At 45.9% G+C, this 17804-nt stretch carries 9 protein-coding genes (1 of these 9 running past the window's edge); all 9 read left to right on the top strand.

The genetic code is table 11. The features are described 5' to 3' along the window. Positions 1–422 precede the first annotated feature (422 nt). A complete protein-coding gene (loaP, locus tag NLX78_RS07475; protein ID WP_254329810.1) occupies positions 423–944 on the top strand; it encodes an antiterminator LoaP in 522 nt (173 codons plus the stop codon). 144 nt (positions 945–1088) lie between these two features. Beyond that, entirely contained in the window at positions 1089–1838 is a 750-nt protein-coding gene (locus NLX78_RS07470; RefSeq protein WP_254350026.1) for a 4'-phosphopantetheinyl transferase family protein, read from the top strand. A gap of 48 nt (positions 1839–1886) precedes the next feature. After that, complete coding sequence (locus NLX78_RS07465) at positions 1887–2126, top strand: acyl carrier protein (RefSeq protein ID WP_254350025.1); 240 nt, start codon at positions 1887–1889, stop codon at positions 2124–2126. Then, positions 2123–3361, top strand: a complete 1239-nt coding sequence (locus NLX78_RS07460; RefSeq protein WP_254350024.1) for a beta-ketoacyl synthase N-terminal-like domain-containing protein — start codon at positions 2123–2125, stop codon at positions 3359–3361. Before NLX78_RS07465 ends, NLX78_RS07460 begins: the two co-directional genes overlap by 4 nt. Before the next feature lie 15 nt (positions 3362–3376). Continuing rightward, on the top strand, positions 3377–4639 hold the full coding sequence (locus NLX78_RS07455) for a hydroxymethylglutaryl-CoA synthase family protein (protein ID WP_254350023.1): 1263 nt from the start codon (positions 3377–3379) through the stop codon (positions 4637–4639). Beyond that, on the top strand, positions 4636–5397 hold the full coding sequence (locus NLX78_RS07450; RefSeq protein ID WP_254350022.1) for an enoyl-CoA hydratase/isomerase: 762 nt from the start codon (positions 4636–4638) through the stop codon (positions 5395–5397). Before NLX78_RS07455 ends, NLX78_RS07450 begins: the two co-directional genes overlap by 4 nt. A gap of 45 nt (positions 5398–5442) precedes the next feature. Next, positions 5443–6192 (top strand): polyketide synthase, encoded by a 750-nt coding sequence (locus NLX78_RS07445; protein ID WP_254350021.1) that lies wholly within the window; start codon positions 5443–5445, stop codon positions 6190–6192. Between the two features lie 221 nt (positions 6193–6413). Beyond that, complete coding sequence (locus NLX78_RS07440; RefSeq protein ID WP_254350020.1) at positions 6414–17555, top strand: hybrid non-ribosomal peptide synthetase/type I polyketide synthase; 11142 nt, start codon at positions 6414–6416, stop codon at positions 17553–17555. Beyond that, positions 17539–17804, top strand: the beginning of a protein-coding gene (locus NLX78_RS07435; RefSeq protein ID WP_254350116.1) for an SDR family NAD(P)-dependent oxidoreductase. The gene runs 19432 nt beyond the window's last position; 266 of the gene's 19698 nt are visible here — the first part of the coding sequence; the start codon lies at positions 17539–17541; its stop codon lies off the right edge, out of view. Before NLX78_RS07440 ends, NLX78_RS07435 begins: the two co-directional genes overlap by 17 nt.

The following is a 17804-nucleotide window of genomic DNA, read 5'->3' as shown; positions in this document are numbered from 1 at the left end:
CGCTTGTATATGCCCCAGGTGCTCAAGTTCACTAGTATAAAACACACGGATCAGTTCTTTTATGAGCCGCCAGAAACATAAAAGCTGTACTCGAAAGATAATAATGACTTCAAATTGAGCATTTTCAGAAAGGTCTGTGAATCCAAAGATGAACTTGGCCGTTCCCAATCAACTGTGAATTGACAGGGTTTGAGTAGAGGATTATAATGGAAAAACATTATTCCAATTATATGATTATATGAAAAATAAAGGAACTTGTCTGTGGTTAATCGCTGGCGGGTCACGTTAACCATTAATGAGGGATATATCGTGAGAGATTGTAGCTTATCAAGTAGGATAAGTGAAAGGGCGAAGCTATGTATATGGGTAGTAGACATTATAGAAGATGATTTGGCAGTACGTTTTTATAGGAGATGAGTTAAGTGAGCTGGTACGTGTTTTTTGTGCGAACGGGTAGGGAAGAACAGGTCAAGCAGCTTATTAATGAGTGGATGGATTCTGAAGTCTACAAACCCTTTATACCTCTCCAAGAGAGACTTTTTAAAGTAGCAGGAATAGTAAAGAAAGAATGGGCTCCTTTGTTCCCAAGCTATGTATTTATTGAATCGAATTTACCTGACTTGCAGTTCGTAACCAGTACAAATTCAATGATTTGCACTTCTAGTGATATCATTCGTTTATTGAGATACTCGAAGTTTGAAGCTTCAATGAGAGATTCGGAGAAACAAATGTTAGAGAGTCTATGCAATGATAGCTATTGTATAGAATCATCAACTGGAATTATTGAAGGAGACAATATACGTATCCTAGATGGCCCACTCAAAGGAAGGGGGAGTATAGTCAAGAAAATAGATAGACATAAACGACAAGCGGTCATTCAGTTGGAATTTATGGGTGATATTAGGTTAGTGAGGGTAGCGTTGGAAATTATAAGTAAGGTTTAAAGTGGAGAACTTATGACGAGTTCATACTCCATGAGGAAGCTTTCAGAACCCTTAAGGGATTTGAAGGCCTTTTTTGATTTGGACTGCTAAGTTAGTAGTTTACTAGGGGGGATATGCGTAGCCTCGTATGCAGAACAACTAATATTGAAGCGGGAAGATGCCGTGATGAAGGCGGCCGTCAGTTTTGTCCATGCAGATTATAACGCAGACGCTCCCCTTGATCGGGAAGTTTTTCATTCGGATGAGTGTAATTACTTCGAGAGTTTGGTATTCCATCGGCGGAAAACCAACTTTGTGCTTGGCAGGCTAAGTGCGAAACAAGCGGTTTCGGTGCTGTTAAGCGAGCCAAACCTGCGCAACGTAAGTGTGGAGACAGGTGTCTTTGGCCAGCCCATGCTTCGAATCAATGGTGTCCACAGTTATCAGGTGAGCATTGCCCATTGCGACTATATCGGAGCGGCTGTTGTTTTTCCCGAAGCGCATCCCATGGGCATTGATATTGAGAGGATTGATTCTAAGCGAAATAAGACAATTGAAAGCCAACTGACGACGGAAGAAAAGGAAAGAATCTCTGTCGTGCGGGGAGTAGGGGAGTACTCAGCTTTATTGACGGTTTTTTGGACAGTGAAGGAGGCCCTGTCGAAAATATTGCGCACAGGTTTTACAACATCGCTGCATGTACTTGAAATGAATGAGACCATATTGGTGGATGGATACTTCCAAAGTACATTTTCACATTTTCCACAATATGCTGCCCAGTCTTACCGGTTAGGTGACTATATCTACACGATTGTAGCACCAAGGAAGACGGAATGGAGTATGAATACTTCTCGGATTTATGAGAAATTCAATACAATTTTTCATCGAAATCCGTTTGTAGGTCATGCTTATTGAATACCGGGTTGCTGAGTTTTAAAACATTTATCTTTTAGGAGGATACCCATGCATAAGGAAGAAGTATTCGATATTGTTAAACGTTGTATTCGTGAAGTGCTTCCTGAATTACAAGATCACACGTTCGAGTATAGCGATCGATTGGTGGATTTGGGTGCAGATTCAGTAGATCGGGCCGAAATTGTAAACAAGACGATGGAAACATTATCTCTTCATATTCCGCGTGTCGAATTGTCTGGCGTGAAAAATATAGGGGAATTGACAGATGCGCTTTATGCGAAATTATGAAAAATTATGAAAAGTCTGAGTTAGTCGTTACGGGGATTGGCGTGACTTCGGCGATTGGGCAGGGGAAGGATGCTTTTGCCTCGGCGTTGTTCAAAGGGCAGCATGCATTTGGCGTCATGCAGCGCCCTGGCAGAAAAGGCGAAGCTTCATTTATAGGTGCGGAGCTGCCACCCTTGTCTTATCCGAAGGCATTATCCAAACGAATGTTACGTACAGCATCATTTTCGGGGCAGGTGGCCATGGTAACCCTTCAAGAAGCCTGGGATGATGCCCAATTGGATAACGTTGATCCTAGCCGTATTGGACTGGTGGTTGGAGGCTCCAATTTTCAGCAACGGGAGCTATTTCAGACCTATGAGGCCTACCGGGAAAAAATGTGCTTTGTACCGCCGACCTATGGGGTTTCCTTTATGGATACTGATTTGTGCGGACTATGTACCGAACAGTTCGGCATTCAGGGGTTAGCTTATACCGTCGGTGGTGCATCCGCGAGTGGACAAGTCGCAATCATTCAAGCAATTGAGGCAATTCAAGCAGATCGTGTTGATGTTTGTATTGCAATGGGGGCATTGATGGATATTTCATATATGGAATGCCAGGCATTGCGGTCCTTGGGAGCGATGGGAAGCGACCGATATGCCGATGAACCTGCAATGGCGTGTCGACCATTTGATCAGTCGCGGGACGGGTTCATCTATGGGGAATCTTGCGGGGTTGTAGTCATAGAACGTGCCGATTCTGCCGTGAGGCGTCGGGAGGAACCTTATGCCAAACTTGCAGGATGGGATATGGGGATGGATCGAAACCGGAATCCCAATCCCTCTTACGAAGGCGAAGCCCGAGTGATTAGAAGAGCTTTGGAGAAAGCAAAGCTGCTACCGGAAGAGATTGATTATATTAATCCCCATGGGACAGGCTCGGTCGTTGGAGACGAGATAGAAATAAAGGCATTACAGGATTGTAAATTGTCACATGCCTATATCAATGCAACCAAATCCATTATCGGTCATGGCTTGAGCGCGGCAGGAACGGTTGAAATTGTGGCTACTCTTTTACAAATGTCGGAGTCGAGACTTCACCCTACCCGTAATTTGGAGGAGCCTATCCATTTGGACTGCAATTGGGTGAAGAATGAGCCAGTACCAGCAATTATTCACAATACCATGAATCTGAGCATGGGGTTTGGTGGAATCAATACGGCCATTTGTATGCAAAAATGTGAGTCGCGTATTTGAGAGAGGGGGACGATTATGGTTGTCGTGGGAATTGAGGCAATGAACGTTTTTGGTGGCTCTGCCTATCTGGATGTTATGCAATTAGCCCAACACAGGCAATTGGATCCTGCAAGGTTCGAAAATTTATTAATGAAAGAAAAGGCGGTTGCCCTGCCTTATGAAGATCCAGTTACCTTTGGAGTAAATGCGGCAAAACCGCTGGTGGACGCTCTTTCAGAAGCGGAAAAAAACCGAATCGAAATGCTTATCACCTGTACAGAATCAGGTATTGATTTTGGGAAATCAATCAGTACATATATTCACCACTATTTGGGGTTGAATCGGAATTGCAGATTATTCGAGCTCAAGCAAGCCTGCTATTCCGGTACTGCAGGACTCCAAATGGCGGTGAATTTTATTCTTTCTCAGGTCTCGCCAGGAGCAAAAGCGCTTGTAATTGCCAGTGATATTTCACGATTTATTGCTGCTGAAGGCGGGGATGTCTTGAGTGAGGATTGGTCTTATGCTGAGCCCAGTGGAGGCGCAGGGGCCGTGGCAATGCTCATTAGTGAAAATCCTCATATTTTTCAAATCGATGCAGGCGCTAATGGATATTACGGCTATGAGGTGATGGATACTTGCCGGCCGATTCCAGATAGCGAGGCTGGGGATGCAGACTTGTCTTTAATGTCCTATCTGGATTGTTGCGAGCAAGCGTTTTTGGAATATCAAAAACGGGTGAAAGGAGTGGATTATAAAGATACCTTTCAGTATCTTGCCTTTCATACTCCTTTTGGCGGAATGGTGAAAGGGGCGCATCGCACGATGATGCGAAGGTTGACTCAATCCAAACCAAATGAGATTGAGGCAGATTATTTACAACGTGTTAAGCCTGGATTAGCGTATTGCCAACGAGTCGGAAATATTATGGGGGCGACTTTGTACCTCTCCTTGGCAGGTACGATTGATCAGGGTACATTCGATGCTCCAAAGCGAATCGGCTGTTTTTCCTACGGGTCAGGCTGCTGCTCTGAATTTTATAGCGGGGTTGTTATGCCGCAAAGCCAGGAACATCTGCGGCGTTTTGAAATCGAGCGTAATTTGAATGATCGCCATCAGTTATCTATGGACGAATATGAATCCCTGCTAAAAGGCAGTGGCGCCGTACGATTTGGAACCCGCAACGCCAAGCTGGATTTTCAATTGATTCCGGGGGTCATAGCTTCCGGGAAAGGGAGACAGCGGTTGTATTTGGAAGAAATCTATGAATTCCACCGTAAATACAGGTGGGAATCATGAGTTATCAAACGATTCAGGTTCGCTTTCAAGAATCGATTTGTTATATTCGGTTTTACCGACCTGAGGCAAACAATACGATTAATAATACCCTCATCGAGGAGTGCTTGCATGTGCTGGCACTGTGTGAAGAGTCGGTTACGATCGTAGTTTTGGAGGGTCTGCCAGAGGTGTTCTGTTTTGGGGCGGATTTTGAGGGAATGCGTGAAAAAGTGGAAAGTGGACAAGAACATGCAATGAGTCCAGAGCCTATGTATGATCTGTGGTTAAAACTAGCAACTGGGCCTTATATCACGATTTCTCATGTGCGAGGAAAAGCAAACGCTGGTGGCGTCGGATTTATTGCTGCCAGCGATATTGTGATAGCTGACGAGACGGCACAGTTCAGCTTGTCAGAATTGCTATTCGGACTTTTTCCTGCTTGCGTTCTACCTTTTTTAGTCCGCAGGATTGGATTCCAAAAAGCGCATTATTTAACACTAATGACGCAGCCCGTTTCGGTTCACCAGGCCCATGTATGGGGATTGGTTGATGCGTACGATGCTCAGAGCGAGATGGTGCTACGCAAACATTTATTACGCCTCAGACGATTGACCAAGAAGGGGATCTTACGCTACAAGCGCTTTATGGATGAACTCAACGATTTGCGTCAATGTAAACCACTAGCGTTGGCGTCCAATCAAGAGGTGTTTTCAGATTCTCAAAATCTTAAAGGGATTTTCCGGTACGTTGAAACGGGGCAATTTCCTTGGATGGACTGATGACGTACGCCACAAGATGGGGATGTAGGAGGGAAGAAGATCATAATGTCACAATCCGTGGTTGAAGTACTTGAAATCGAACGAGGCATTATTCAAGTGAAAATGCAAGATAGAGTTCATAAAAATACATTTACGCTTGAAATGACCCATGGACTAAGACAAGCGTTCAAGACGATCCAAGAAGATTCAACCTGCAAAGTCGTAATTCTAACAGGATACGATAATTACTTTGCCACGGGTGGGACGCAAGAGGGACTGTTGGCTTTACATGAAGGAATCTCGAAGTTTACCGATGAAAATATTTACTCTCTTGCATTGGGCTGTAAAGTTCCAGTGATAGCTGCCATGCAGGGACATGCGGTGGGCGGTGGCTTTGTAATGGGGCTATTTGCTGATTTTGTAGTCCTAAGCAAGGAAAGTGTGTACACAACTAATTTTATGAGATACGGATTCACACCGGGAATGGGTGCCACGTATATCATTCCTAAAAAACTAGGGTTCAGCTTGGGAGAAGAACTATTGTTAAATGGGGGCAATTATCGAGGCGTTGAACTGGAGAAACGGGGAGTTCCATTTCCGACCCTGCCCCGCAAAGAAGTGATGGGCTATGTAATGGATCTTGCCCGGCAGCTAGCCGAGAAACCCAGATTTTCTTTAATCACGCTAAAGGATCATTTGGTTGCTCCACTCCGGGAACAGCTTCCCAAAATCGTAGAACAAGAGCTTATCATGCATGAGAAGACCTTTCATCAAGCTGAGGTTAAAGAACGAATTATCAACTTGTTTGGAAAATAACCAAATAGAGATTCGTTGAACGCCTTTGCGGTTGTTCATGCGAACCAGCAACGAGTGTGAAAGAAGCATATAGCCTTCCTCATCACTCGTTTTTTCTTTGATATATTTTAGCAGGCAACTCCTGGCAATGCTTCAAACGTGAATAATAGCTCAAAATGGACAGGGTGATAAGCCTTTAGCTCATGTTATATAAACTTTGTGTTCTGAGGAGTTGGTGGAGAATGATGCGAAAACATGACCAAACATGGAACCTTGATATTCCGATCGCTTCTTTTATTGAAACTTGCCGGAAATTTCCTGAAAAAGAGTTATTTACGTTTGAGAAAGAAGGCCAGAGTCCTCAAATTCTTTCCGGAAATACGCTTCTACATCAAATACAGGCTTTGGGCAGTATCCTATTGAAAGAACTGGCTGAGCAGGAACGGGCACTTCTTGTATTTCCTCAGGGACTGGAATATATTAGCAGCATGATGGCATGTTTTTATGCAAATATCGTAGCCATACCTACACCTATTACAGATTCGGAGCCGGATGAAAAAATCTTTGAGAAGATGATGCCTATTTATAGGGATTCCCAAGCCGTATGTATCATAACTAATACGGACTTCAAAGCATTTCTCCAAACACGGGAGGAGTTTAATTCAATCCGTATCCTGAATATTGATGAAATCTTTCAAGAAGACGCCGTTGACGTTGACATAGAGATGAGAATGCCAGCGCCGCAGGATACTGCTCTTTTGATGTATACATCGGGCTCAACATCCTTGCCAAAAGGTGTAATCCTTAGTCACAGCTGCTTGATGAATCAGGCAAAGGCTGAGCAATGGAGAATTGACCGGAATAGTCGTGTTGTTTCCTGGACGCCGCAATTTCATGCTTTTGGACTGCATAACAATATTTTAGTCCCACTTTTAAACGGGGCATCGAGCATTATTCTCCCGCCAGAAAGCTTCGCTAAAAATCCGGAAAATTGGATTCATATGATGGACAAGTATCAGGCTACCCATACGGCAGCGCCAAATTTTGCGTTCGATTATTGCTGCTCCACACTGGACATCGCTTCAATTAAGCAATATTCACTTCGCCATCTCCAAGCGATTATATGTGCAGGTGAGCCCATTCGGAAGGAAACTTACGAGAACTTCATCCATAAATTCCGGGCATTAGGGCTACGAGAGGATATATTTTGTCCCCTCCTTGGCTTATCGGAGCTGTGCCCCGTCGCCAGTATAAAACCAGGTCAGTCGATGAGATTCCTTAATTTAGATATCCCTAGCTTGGAGCAACGAAGAGTCCAATACACGGATGAGAAGAACAAATCGAAGTCCGTAGTGAGCTGTGGGGAGATTGAAGATCCGACGCAAATACGAATTGTTCATCCTGAAAGACATACACAATGCTTACCGGAGGAAGTCGGCGAGATTTGGATTAAATCCGCACGGATGGCAGAGGGATATTTAAACAGGAAGGAAGAAACGAATAGCACTTTTGAAGTAGCCCTTTCCGATACAAAAGAAGGCGGCTTTTTTCGTTCCGGGGACCTTGGCTTCATTGCGGATAATCATATCTATGTCATCGGCAGAGAGAAGGAAGTCATCATTATTCGTGGCAAAAATCATCATCCCGTCGATATTGAATGGACCATTCAAAAGAATATGCCAGAGTTGACCTTGCCCATCGCTGTATTTTCCTCTGAAATCAATGGTCAGGAAAAAGTAATCGTCGTACAGGAAATTGAAGCGCCCCTTCATGAGCAGGAATATAAACGGTTGGTCGAAAACATACTGAATGCCGTATCCAATACGCATCAACTTGAAATTTACGATATCTATTTGCTGCTTAAGGGAAGTATACCCAAAACGGGAAGTGGGAAAATCCAAAGAAAGATCTGCCGCAATGCTTATATCAAACAAGAGCTTCAAGCACTTTATCAATATCGGAGTGCGTTCTCACCATCACATTCGAATATGGAAGAATCCGCTGCAGAAAACCATGACGCTACCATAAATGCCATTTCGTTGGTTCAGTCGAAGATTCAGGAGTATATAGTGCAATTTTTGTGTTGGGAACTGAATCTCAAGCACGAGGAAATGAATTTGAATACAAATCTTCATGGTTATGGTATCGATTCTATTCTTGTCATGAAGCTTATACGCGGCCTTGAGAAGTCCTATCCGATCAAGGTTAAAGCAAGAGAAATTTTAGAGAACCCGACGATTCAACTATTATCGGCATATTTAGCCCAAAAGGTTGAAGAAGATAAATCCACTGTACAGGTCAATACTGAGAAAAATTCGCTCAGTTTCCGAAGGAATCCGCTTTCTGAAGTTCAGAAAGGGTTGTGGCTATTACATAAAATGTCCCCTGAGATGAATGCTTACAATATACCAATATGCCTCCGGTTTAATACGAAGATTGAGATTGAGAGCATTAAACGGGCTTTTCACATCGTTTTAGAACAGTATCCTATTTTAAAAAGTGTGATTGAAGAGGAAAATGGGATACCTTATCAAAAGCTGCAGCTCACGCAGCCGCTTCATGTGCAAGTGGAGGATATTTCAGCCTTGGAAGTAGATAAGATCATTCCATTTATTAGGAATAAAGCGAAGCAACCATTCATGCTGGAACAGGATCCTTTGATGCGTATTTATGTTATGTCCAGATCTGAACAGGAACATTTCATACTGGTTGTCATCCACCATATTATTTTTGATGGAAGTTCTTTCGGCATGTTTATACAAAGCTTTTTAGATGCCTATAAGAACGTGGTACAGGGAAAGACATCGATAGTGTTGCCACCCGCAGCGAGCTACGGCGATTTTGTTAAATGGGAGCAAACGATGTTAGCGAGTGCAGAAGGGGAGAAGTATCGTTCCTACTGGACACAACAGCTGTCAGGTGCTTTACCGACCCTGGAGCTGCCATATGACCGCTCTGGTTTTCCGGCTCAAAGCATGGAAGCACAAACATATTCCAAGCCGCTTCCGCTTAAATGGGTCAAACGGGTAAAGTCTTTTGCCCAAGCGCAATATACGAGCTTATCTACAGTCTTGTTAGGTATGTATGCGGTATTGCTTAACCAGTATTCGGGACAGGAAGATATCATTGTTGGAATGCCAGTTATGGTGCGCCCGGAGCAGCGTTTTGATAATTTAATCGGCTATTTTGTCAATATGCTTCCAATACGGAGTCAGGTATCGGAAACAGAGACATTCCTGGATTTCATGAAAAAATTGCAGCTGACAGTAGTCGATGGAATGGATCATGCCTCGTATCCTTTTCCGGCTCTGGTCCGAGAATTGAATGTGCCGCGGATACAGACGAGCTCACCTGTTTTCCAAGCCGCCTTTTCTTATCAAAACTTCCTTCCAACTTCAAGCTTTCGGCAGCTTTGCAAGCCATATAAAGATATCTTTTTCGTCGAATTGGTTGAAGAAATTCACCAGGAAGGCGAATACGAGTTGGTATTGGAAATGCAAGAGCAGGAAGAGGAAATGATATTAAATATCAAATATCGCTCCAATTTGTTCGATCATTCAATCATCATACAGATGGCAGAGCGTTATATAGAATTAGCGGAAGCACTTATGGAGAATCCCACTTGGCCCTTGGAGGAGCATTCATTACTTTTACCAGAGGAAAAGGACATCATCCTTAATGACTGGAATGCTACCGGAACAAGTTATCCTGATAAATGCTTTCCTGAATTATTCACAAAACAGGCAAGAAAAACACCTGAAGCTATTGCAGTTGTATATGAAAAGGAATCGCTTACCTATGGGGAACTAAAAGAAAAGAGCACTTTGCTGGCCTTATATTTGCAGAAACATGGGGTAACTCCTGATACTCTTGTGGGGATTTGCATGGAACGTTCTTTAGATATGGTGATTGGGCTGTTGGGAATCCTGATGGCCGGTGGAGCCTACGTGCCGCTCGATCCGGAATATCCGGAGGATCGATTGGAGTATATGCTTCAGGATTCCAATGTTTCACTGGTCATTACGCAATCGGGGTTGTTGGAGAAAGTGTCACGTTTGGAAGGGAACAACGTTAGCTGTATTGTCCTTGATAAAGACTGGGATCATCAGAAAAGTGATGTGAAGGGTAGAAGGACAATCAAACGGGAAGTACAACCTCACCATTTGGCATATGTGATATATACCTCTGGAAGTACAGGGAAACCCAAGGGGGTCATGATTCCACATAAAGCGTTGACCAACTTTCTTATTTCCATGGGAGAGCAGCCCGGTTTAACAGAGCAGGACAAACTACTTGCAGTGACAACGTATTGCTTTGATATAGCGGGACTGGAATTATATCTGCCTTTGATTAAGGGGGCTCAATGCCATATTTGCAGTTCCAAAAATATAAAGGATGCCGAAAGACTTAAGCAGGAAATTCAAAGAATAAAACCGACAATTATGCAAGCCACTCCTGTGACTTGGACCCTGCTCTTTCAAGCCGGCTGGAAGAACGAAGAGAATATGAAAGTTCTCTGCGGAGGGGAAGCCCTTTCGGAAACGTTGAAATCTTATTTTGTTCATAACAGCTGTGACGCATGGAATATGTTCGGTCCGACTGAAACCACAATTTGGTCTACAATTCAAAAGATCGACGCAGATAAGCCTGTTTCGATCGGTAAGCCTATCGCAAATACCCAGATTTACATTTTGGACAAACATCTTAGACCTGTGCCTGTCGGTCTTCCGGGAGAGCTTTTTATTTCGGGCAGCGGATTGGCCAGAGGCTATTGGAACCAGCCAGAGCTTACGGCTGAAAAGTTCATAGACAACCCATTCAATCCGGAAACCAAGCTCTACAGAACTGGAGATTTATGCAGGTGGCTTTCGGACGGCTCTATTGAGTATGTGGGACGGATGGATTATCAAGTGAAAATTCGCGGGTTTCGGATCGAGCTGAGTGAAGTTGAAGGTCAGGTCAGAACATATCCAGGAATCGATGATTGTGTCGTGATTGCCAAGGAACAGGGGGGGAATAAGCAGCTTGTTGCCTACTGTTTGCTGAACAATTCCGAGTCCGGTAAGCCTCCTCTCGATCCGAAGGAAGTGCGAAACTATTTAAAAACTTTCTTGCCCTATTATATGATACCCGCATTTTTTATAGAGCTAGATAAGCTGCCTTTGACCCCTAATGGGAAAATAGATCGAAAAGAATTAATGAATCGCAGGATCGAGTTAGCAACAACAAGAAAGATCCACTTACCACAATCGGATGTTGAACATCAAGTTCTAACGGTATGGAAAAAACTTCTGAATGTTGATGATCTAAGTACAGATGATGCTTTCTTTGACGTAGGTGGGAATTCTTTTTCAGCAGCAGAGATGATCGGAAGGGTCAAGGAATTGTTGGAATGCGATATTTCGGTGACAGCATTGTTCAAGTATCCGACAGTTAAGGAACTCAGTGCCTATATTACAGAAACAAGAAGCGAGAATGTTGATTCTCAAACGGAACAATCACATACACCGGAACAAACAGATACAGCTGAGAATACAGCCTTACCGAAAATGGATTCAGGCGAAGATGATCTCAAGCCACCCTACCCAGATTATTTTGAGGATAGTCTCGCAATTATAGGGATTTCATGTCATTTTCCAGGGGCCAAAAACCATGCCGAGTTTTGGAGCAATTTGAGGGCAGGGGTAGAGAGTGTTCGCTTCTTTTCCGAGGAAGAATTGGTTGGATTAGGGCTGGAAAAAGAAATCGTCGGCAATCGAGGCTATGTTCCCGGACGATGCACGATTGAAGGAAAAGAGTATTTCGACCCTGAGTTTTTCAGTATATCACAGAAAAATGCAGAGTTTATGGATCCTCAAATGAAATTGCTGTTGCAGCATTCATGGAAAGCCGTTGAGGATGCTGGCTATATTAGCAAAGAAATTCCTGATACCAGTGTGTTTATGTCGGCAAGCAGTAGCTTCTATCAAGCATTTATTCCCAATTTGGCATCGCAATCACCTAATGTCCTGAAGAACGCGGATGAATATGTAACCTGGATCTTAGCACAGGGTGGGACAATTCCTACCATGATCTCTCATAAATTAGGATTTAAAGGCCCGAGTCTGTTTGTGCACTCGAACTGCTCTTCCTCATTAGTCGGATTGCGTCTGGCTTCGCAAAGCCTGCTATCCGGTGAAGCCAAGTACGCTTTAGTCGGAGCATCCACGATCTTTCCTTTCACCAGTTTAGGCTATGTGCATCAACCCGGCTTGAATTTCTCCAGTGATGGACATATTAAAGCCTTTGACGAGTCGGCAGATGGGATGATTGGCGGAGAAGGGGTCGGGGTTGTTCTACTGAAGAAAGCGCCAGATGCCGTTAGAGACGGTGACCATATTTATGCGCTTTTACGGGGAGTAGGTGTGAACAACGATGGAACCGACAAATTAGGGTTTTATGCCCCAAGTGTCAAAGGTCAGGCTGAAGTTATTCAGAAGACGATAGAATCAACCCGAATTCATCCCGAATCTATCAGTTATATCGAGACGCATGGAACCGGAACAAAATTGGGCGATCCTGTTGAATTTGCTGCCTTAAATGAAACGTACAGGCAGTATACGACCAAAAAACAATTTTGCGGTATTGGATCGGTCAAAACCAATATCGGGCATCTGGATACTGCAGCAGGTTTGGCGGGGTGCATTAAAGTTGCTTTAAGCTTATACCATAATGAGATTCCCCCTTCGCTTAATTACGAAAAACCAAACTCTGATATCCATTTGCCCGATTCACCCTTTTATGTTGTTGATCGTCTCCAAAAATGGGAAAAGGCGTCAGATCCTCACCGGGCGGCGTTAAGCTCCTTTGGAATAGGCGGAACTAACGCTCATGCCATTTTCGAACAATTTGTAGTCAATGCTGAATCAGAACGATTTAAAGATCATTCTGTGAACGAAGATGCTGTCTATCTGATTCCGTTATCTGCAAGAAATCATCATCGGCTTAAAGTGTATGCACAAGAGCTTTCAGATTTTTTGATAGCTTCTGAAGATATTAATTTGTCGGATGTATCCTTTACGCTTCAGACAGGACGAATGGCAATGAAAAACCGGGTAGCTTTTATCGTAAAGAATACGAGCGAGCTGGTACAAAAGCTCCAATCGTTCACGAATAAACAAGAACCTATCGAGAGCTGCTGGAGGGGAGAAAACAATCAGTCAAAAGATTCAGTGCAACTATTTGAACAGGAAGAAGTTTTCAAGGAATTAATGAGCAAATGGATTGCAAATCGTGAAATGAACAAGCTGGCAGAGTTGTGGGCCAAAGGCTTCTATATAGATTGGCGATTGCTATATTCCAATGTCATACCGAAAAGAATAAGTCTACCTACGTATCCTTTTGCTCAGGAGCGCTGTTGGGCTCCTGAGGTTGAGGCCGGAGTAGTTAGAACCGGAACAGCGGAAGCGCCTGCCGTTACAAGTAGCTGTACACTGCTATTTGAGCCTGCCTGGAAGAAGCAGGACATACCGCTGGAAGTCGAAACCCCTGCCTATGATCTGCGAATGGTCTTGCTTTGTGAGCCGGAAGAAGCTTTGCACGAGAAACTCGAAGCGAGCTTGAATGGAGCTGCGCAGGTACTTGCCTTTCAATCCGGAAAAGGCCGGGTCGATGAGCGGTTCCAGGGTTATGCTGTTCAGGCCTTTGAGAGCATCCAAAGTATGCTCAAAGACAAGCCGAAGGGAAGAGTACTGGTCCAGATTGTGGTGCGGAACTCTGGGGAAGGGCGGCTCTTTTCGGGGCTTTCGGGGCTGTTGAAGACAGCCCGGCTAGAAAATCCAAAATTCATCGGGCAGCTGATTGAAGTGGATCAGGGAGAACAGGCGGAAGGCATCCTGGCGAAGCTGGAGGACAACAGTCGAAGCCCGATGGATGGCTGGATTCGCTATGAGGAAGGTCACCGGAAAACCTCTTGCTGGAGCAGGCTTGTAACATCTGGGCAAAAAGAGGAGCTTCCATGGAGAGATAGTGGAGTCTATCTGATCACCGGCGGCTCCGGCAGTCTGGGGCTACTGGTTGCAGAAGAGATTACGCGGCAGACGCAAGCAGCGACCTTCATTTTGACGGGGCGGTCGCCGCTGGACCGAGACAAGCAGACGAAGCTGCAGGAGCTGGAAGCTTCAGGGGCCAGCGTGGTGTACAGGCAAGGCGATATCACCGACAGGAAGACGGTTATCGATTTACTGGACAGCATCGAGCAGGAATATGGACGTGTCCATGGGATTATCCACTGTGCAGGGGTGATTCAAGATAACTTCATCATCAAGAAAACAAGGGAAGAATTTATAGAGGTGCTGGGACCGAAGGTAAGCGGACTAGCCCATCTGGATGAGGCGAGCAGCGGTCAGGACCTGGACTTCTTCGTGCTCTTTTCTTCCATATCGGGCAGCCTGGGTAATCCGGGACAGGCTGATTATGCGACCGCCAATGCCTTTATGGACGCATACGCCGAATACCGGAATGCCCTGGTAGGGGCCAAGCAACGGCGGGGGCAGACGTTATCCATCCGCTGGCCGCTATGGAAAGAGGGCGGAATGCGGATCGATGCGGATTCGGAACAGATCATGACGCAAAACATGGGCATTACAGCCATGCAGACTCGGTCGGGAATGAGGGCGTTGTACCAAAGCTTGGCCTCCGGCAAGGAGCAGGTAATGGTCTTGGAGGGGGAACCTGAGAATATTGAGGCCTACCTGGCGAAAGCCGTTTCACAAGCCGGTGTCCGTGCCATTCAGGCAGTATCTAATCAAGCAAGCGTACCTGTGCTGGATGCAGGCTTGCTCTATGACAAAACCTTGCATAGTCTCAAGGTGCTGTTTGGAGAGGTGACCCGGCTGAGCGTCGGCAGCATTGAAACCAATGAACCGCTGGAAACCTATGGAATCGACTCGATCATGATTACCCAGCTCAATTCCAAGCTGGCGGGCTTCTTTGGAGAACTGTCCCAGACGCTGTTTTATGAGTACCAAACCTTGCGTGCTTTGACGGAATATTTTGTGGCAGAATACCCGCAGGAGTGTATGCAGTGGGCCGGGATGAGCCATGACATACAGCCTGCGGAGGAAACAGTTGCGGCACCGCTGTATGTCGAAGAAGAAGCCGTGCCATCTGCGGCAAAGGCGGCAGCGAAGCCCGTCCGAAGCTTGGCGGGGTCTGCTCCTGCGGAAATGCGTGAACCGATAGCGATCATTGGAATGGCTGGAAAGTATCCCTGGTCCAGGGACATGAACGAATATTGGGAAAATCTAGAAGCAGGGAAGGACTGTGTGACCGAAATCCCGCGTGAGCGCTGGACGCTGGAAGGGTTCTTCCATCCTGATCCACAGGAAGCGGTAGCGAATGCAAAAAGCTACAGCAAATGGGGAAGCTTTATCGAAGGATTTGCAGAATTCGATCCGCTGTTTTTCAATATTTCGCCACGGGAAGCACTCGGTATGGACCCGCAGGAAAGGCTGTTCATTGAAGCCTGCTGGGAAGCACTGGAGGACGCGGGCTACACCCGGGAACAGCTTGCGGTGCGGCATAACCGCCGGGTAGGCGTATTTGCCGGAATTACTAAGACGGGCTACGAACTCTATGGGCCGGAATTATGGAAAAAGGGAGCGCAAATATTTCCCCAAATATCCTTTAGTTCGGTAGCGAATAGGATTTCGTACCTCTTTAATTTGCAAGGGCCAAGCATGCCGATCGATACGATGTGTTCGTCCTCGTTGACCGCAATTCATGAAGCCTGTGAGCATCTGTACCGCGGAGAATGCGAAATGGCTATTGCAGGCGGAGTAAATCTGTATCTCCATCCGCTCAGTTATGTGGGACTTTGCGCCAACCACATGCTGTCAGCAGACGGGCAGTGCAAGAGCTTCGGCAAAGGAGGCAATGGGTTTGTCCCTGGAGAAGGCGCGGGGGTCGTCCTATTAAAGCCGCTGTCCAAGGCGATCGCTGATGGGGACCTCATCCATGCGGTGATCCGGGGGACAAGCATTAACCATGGAGGCAAGACCAACGGCTATACGGTGCCGAACCCGACAGCCCAAGGAGAACTGATCCGGGCGGCCCTGGAGCGAGCGGGGGTCCATGCGCGGACGGTCAGCTATATTGAAGCCCACGGGACAGGCACGGAGCTGGGAGACCCGATTGAAGTGACGGGTCTGACCCAGGCATTCAGGAAGGATACGCCGGATACGGGATTCTGCGCCATAGGCTCTGTGAAGTCCAACATCGGACATCTGGAGGCGGCAGCGGGCATCGCCGGGGTGGGGAAAATCATCTTGCAGATGAAAAACCGGACGCTGGTTCCCAGCCTGCATGCCCAAGAATTGAATCCGAACATCCATTTCGGTCAGACGCCGTTCGTCGTTCAGCAGGAGCTGGGGGAATGGAGACGGCCGGTGGTTGAGATCGATGGAGAGACGCGGGAATATCCGAGGATTGCCGGGATTTCATCGTTTGGAGCGGGAGGCTCCAATGCACATGTCATCATCGAAGAGTACATTGCGGAAGAGAAGGTGCCCATGAGCGTTACGGTTCAAAAGCCTGCGATCATCGTATTGTCGGCCAAAAATGAAGAACGACTGAAAAAGCAGGCTGAGAGATTACTAGCCGTTATGCGGGAAGGACAGCTCAGCGAAAGCAGTCTGGCCGATGTGGCCTACACGCTGCAGGTGGGACGCGAAGCCATGGAAGAACGGTTGGCAGTGATTGCAGGGTCCATGCAGGAGCTGGTGGATAAGCTGGAAGGATTCCTGGAAGGACGAGATGGAATCCCTGAGTTGTACCGGGGCCAGGTCAAACGGAATAAGGAGGCGCTGACGGCGCTGGTAGAAGATGAAGACATGGAGAAAATGATTGCTGCCTGGATAGGGAAAAGGAAATATTCGAAGGTTGTTGATCTCTGGGTCAAGGGACTGGCAATGGATTGGAACCTGCTTTATGGGGATGCCAAGCCGCGGCGAATCAGCCTGCCGGCCTATCCTTTTGCGAGAGAGCGGTACTGGATCACGGATATTAAAACTAAATCGGCTTCCATTGAATCTGCAGATGCTGTAAAGCCAACAGATTCGTTCATTGCCCAAAAGGCACTTGCCAAAACGGCAAATGTTTCGGAAATGAATAAGGAAGACATCGATGCTTCAAATCTCGAAGCTATTCCTTCGTATATCCAAAACATCCAGAGTCATATTTCTGCCAGTGTAAAAATAAAGAAGATGCCGGATCTTTCTTATCTAGCGGCTGCATACGAGACAATGTCCTCGACTACAGTCGACAGCAAAGCATACTCGCAACAGGATGGAGCGACACGAGGGACTGAACGGGAATGGAGGCTTACAGATGAAGGAAATGAATGATATCTTATGCAGGCTGTTATGGAGTCATTTGCGCTTGATGGGATTATGTCCATATGCGCAAATGGAAAAGAAAGCTATGATCGCGGATTTTAAAACAAAAAACGGCTTACTGAATTTATACGATCGTTGGCTTGAAGAAAGCATAGAGATTTTGGTACGGAATCAGTATTTGTACTGCAATGGAGAGTCATATAGCGTAGCGGGTACTGCTTCGGTCGATCTGCAGGCTGTATGGAAGGAGTGGGAATG

Origin of the sequence: Paenibacillus sp. Lou8.1, from assembly GCF_024213565.1 — a bacterium.
Lineage (GTDB): Bacteria > Bacillota > Bacilli > Paenibacillales > Paenibacillaceae > Paenibacillus > Paenibacillus polymyxa_B.
Note: the sequence above shows the minus strand (reverse complement) of the source record. Positions and strands in the feature narration are given on the sequence as shown.

Coding starts and splice junctions, on each gene's coding strand:
- NLX78_RS07465 (WP_254350025.1), top strand. CDS start 1,887: ATGCATAAGGAAGAAGTATTCGATATTGTTAAACGTTGTATTCGTGAA.
- NLX78_RS07460 (WP_254350024.1), top strand. CDS start 2,123: ATGAAAAATTATGAAAAGTCTGAGTTAGTCGTTACGGGGATTGGCGTG.
- NLX78_RS07455 (WP_254350023.1), top strand. CDS start 3,377: ATGGTTGTCGTGGGAATTGAGGCAATGAACGTTTTTGGTGGCTCTGCC.
- NLX78_RS07450 (WP_254350022.1), top strand. CDS start 4,636: ATGAGTTATCAAACGATTCAGGTTCGCTTTCAAGAATCGATTTGTTAT.
- NLX78_RS07445 (WP_254350021.1), top strand. CDS start 5,443: ATGTCACAATCCGTGGTTGAAGTACTTGAAATCGAACGAGGCATTATT.
- NLX78_RS07440 (WP_254350020.1), top strand. CDS start 6,414: ATGATGCGAAAACATGACCAAACATGGAACCTTGATATTCCGATCGCT.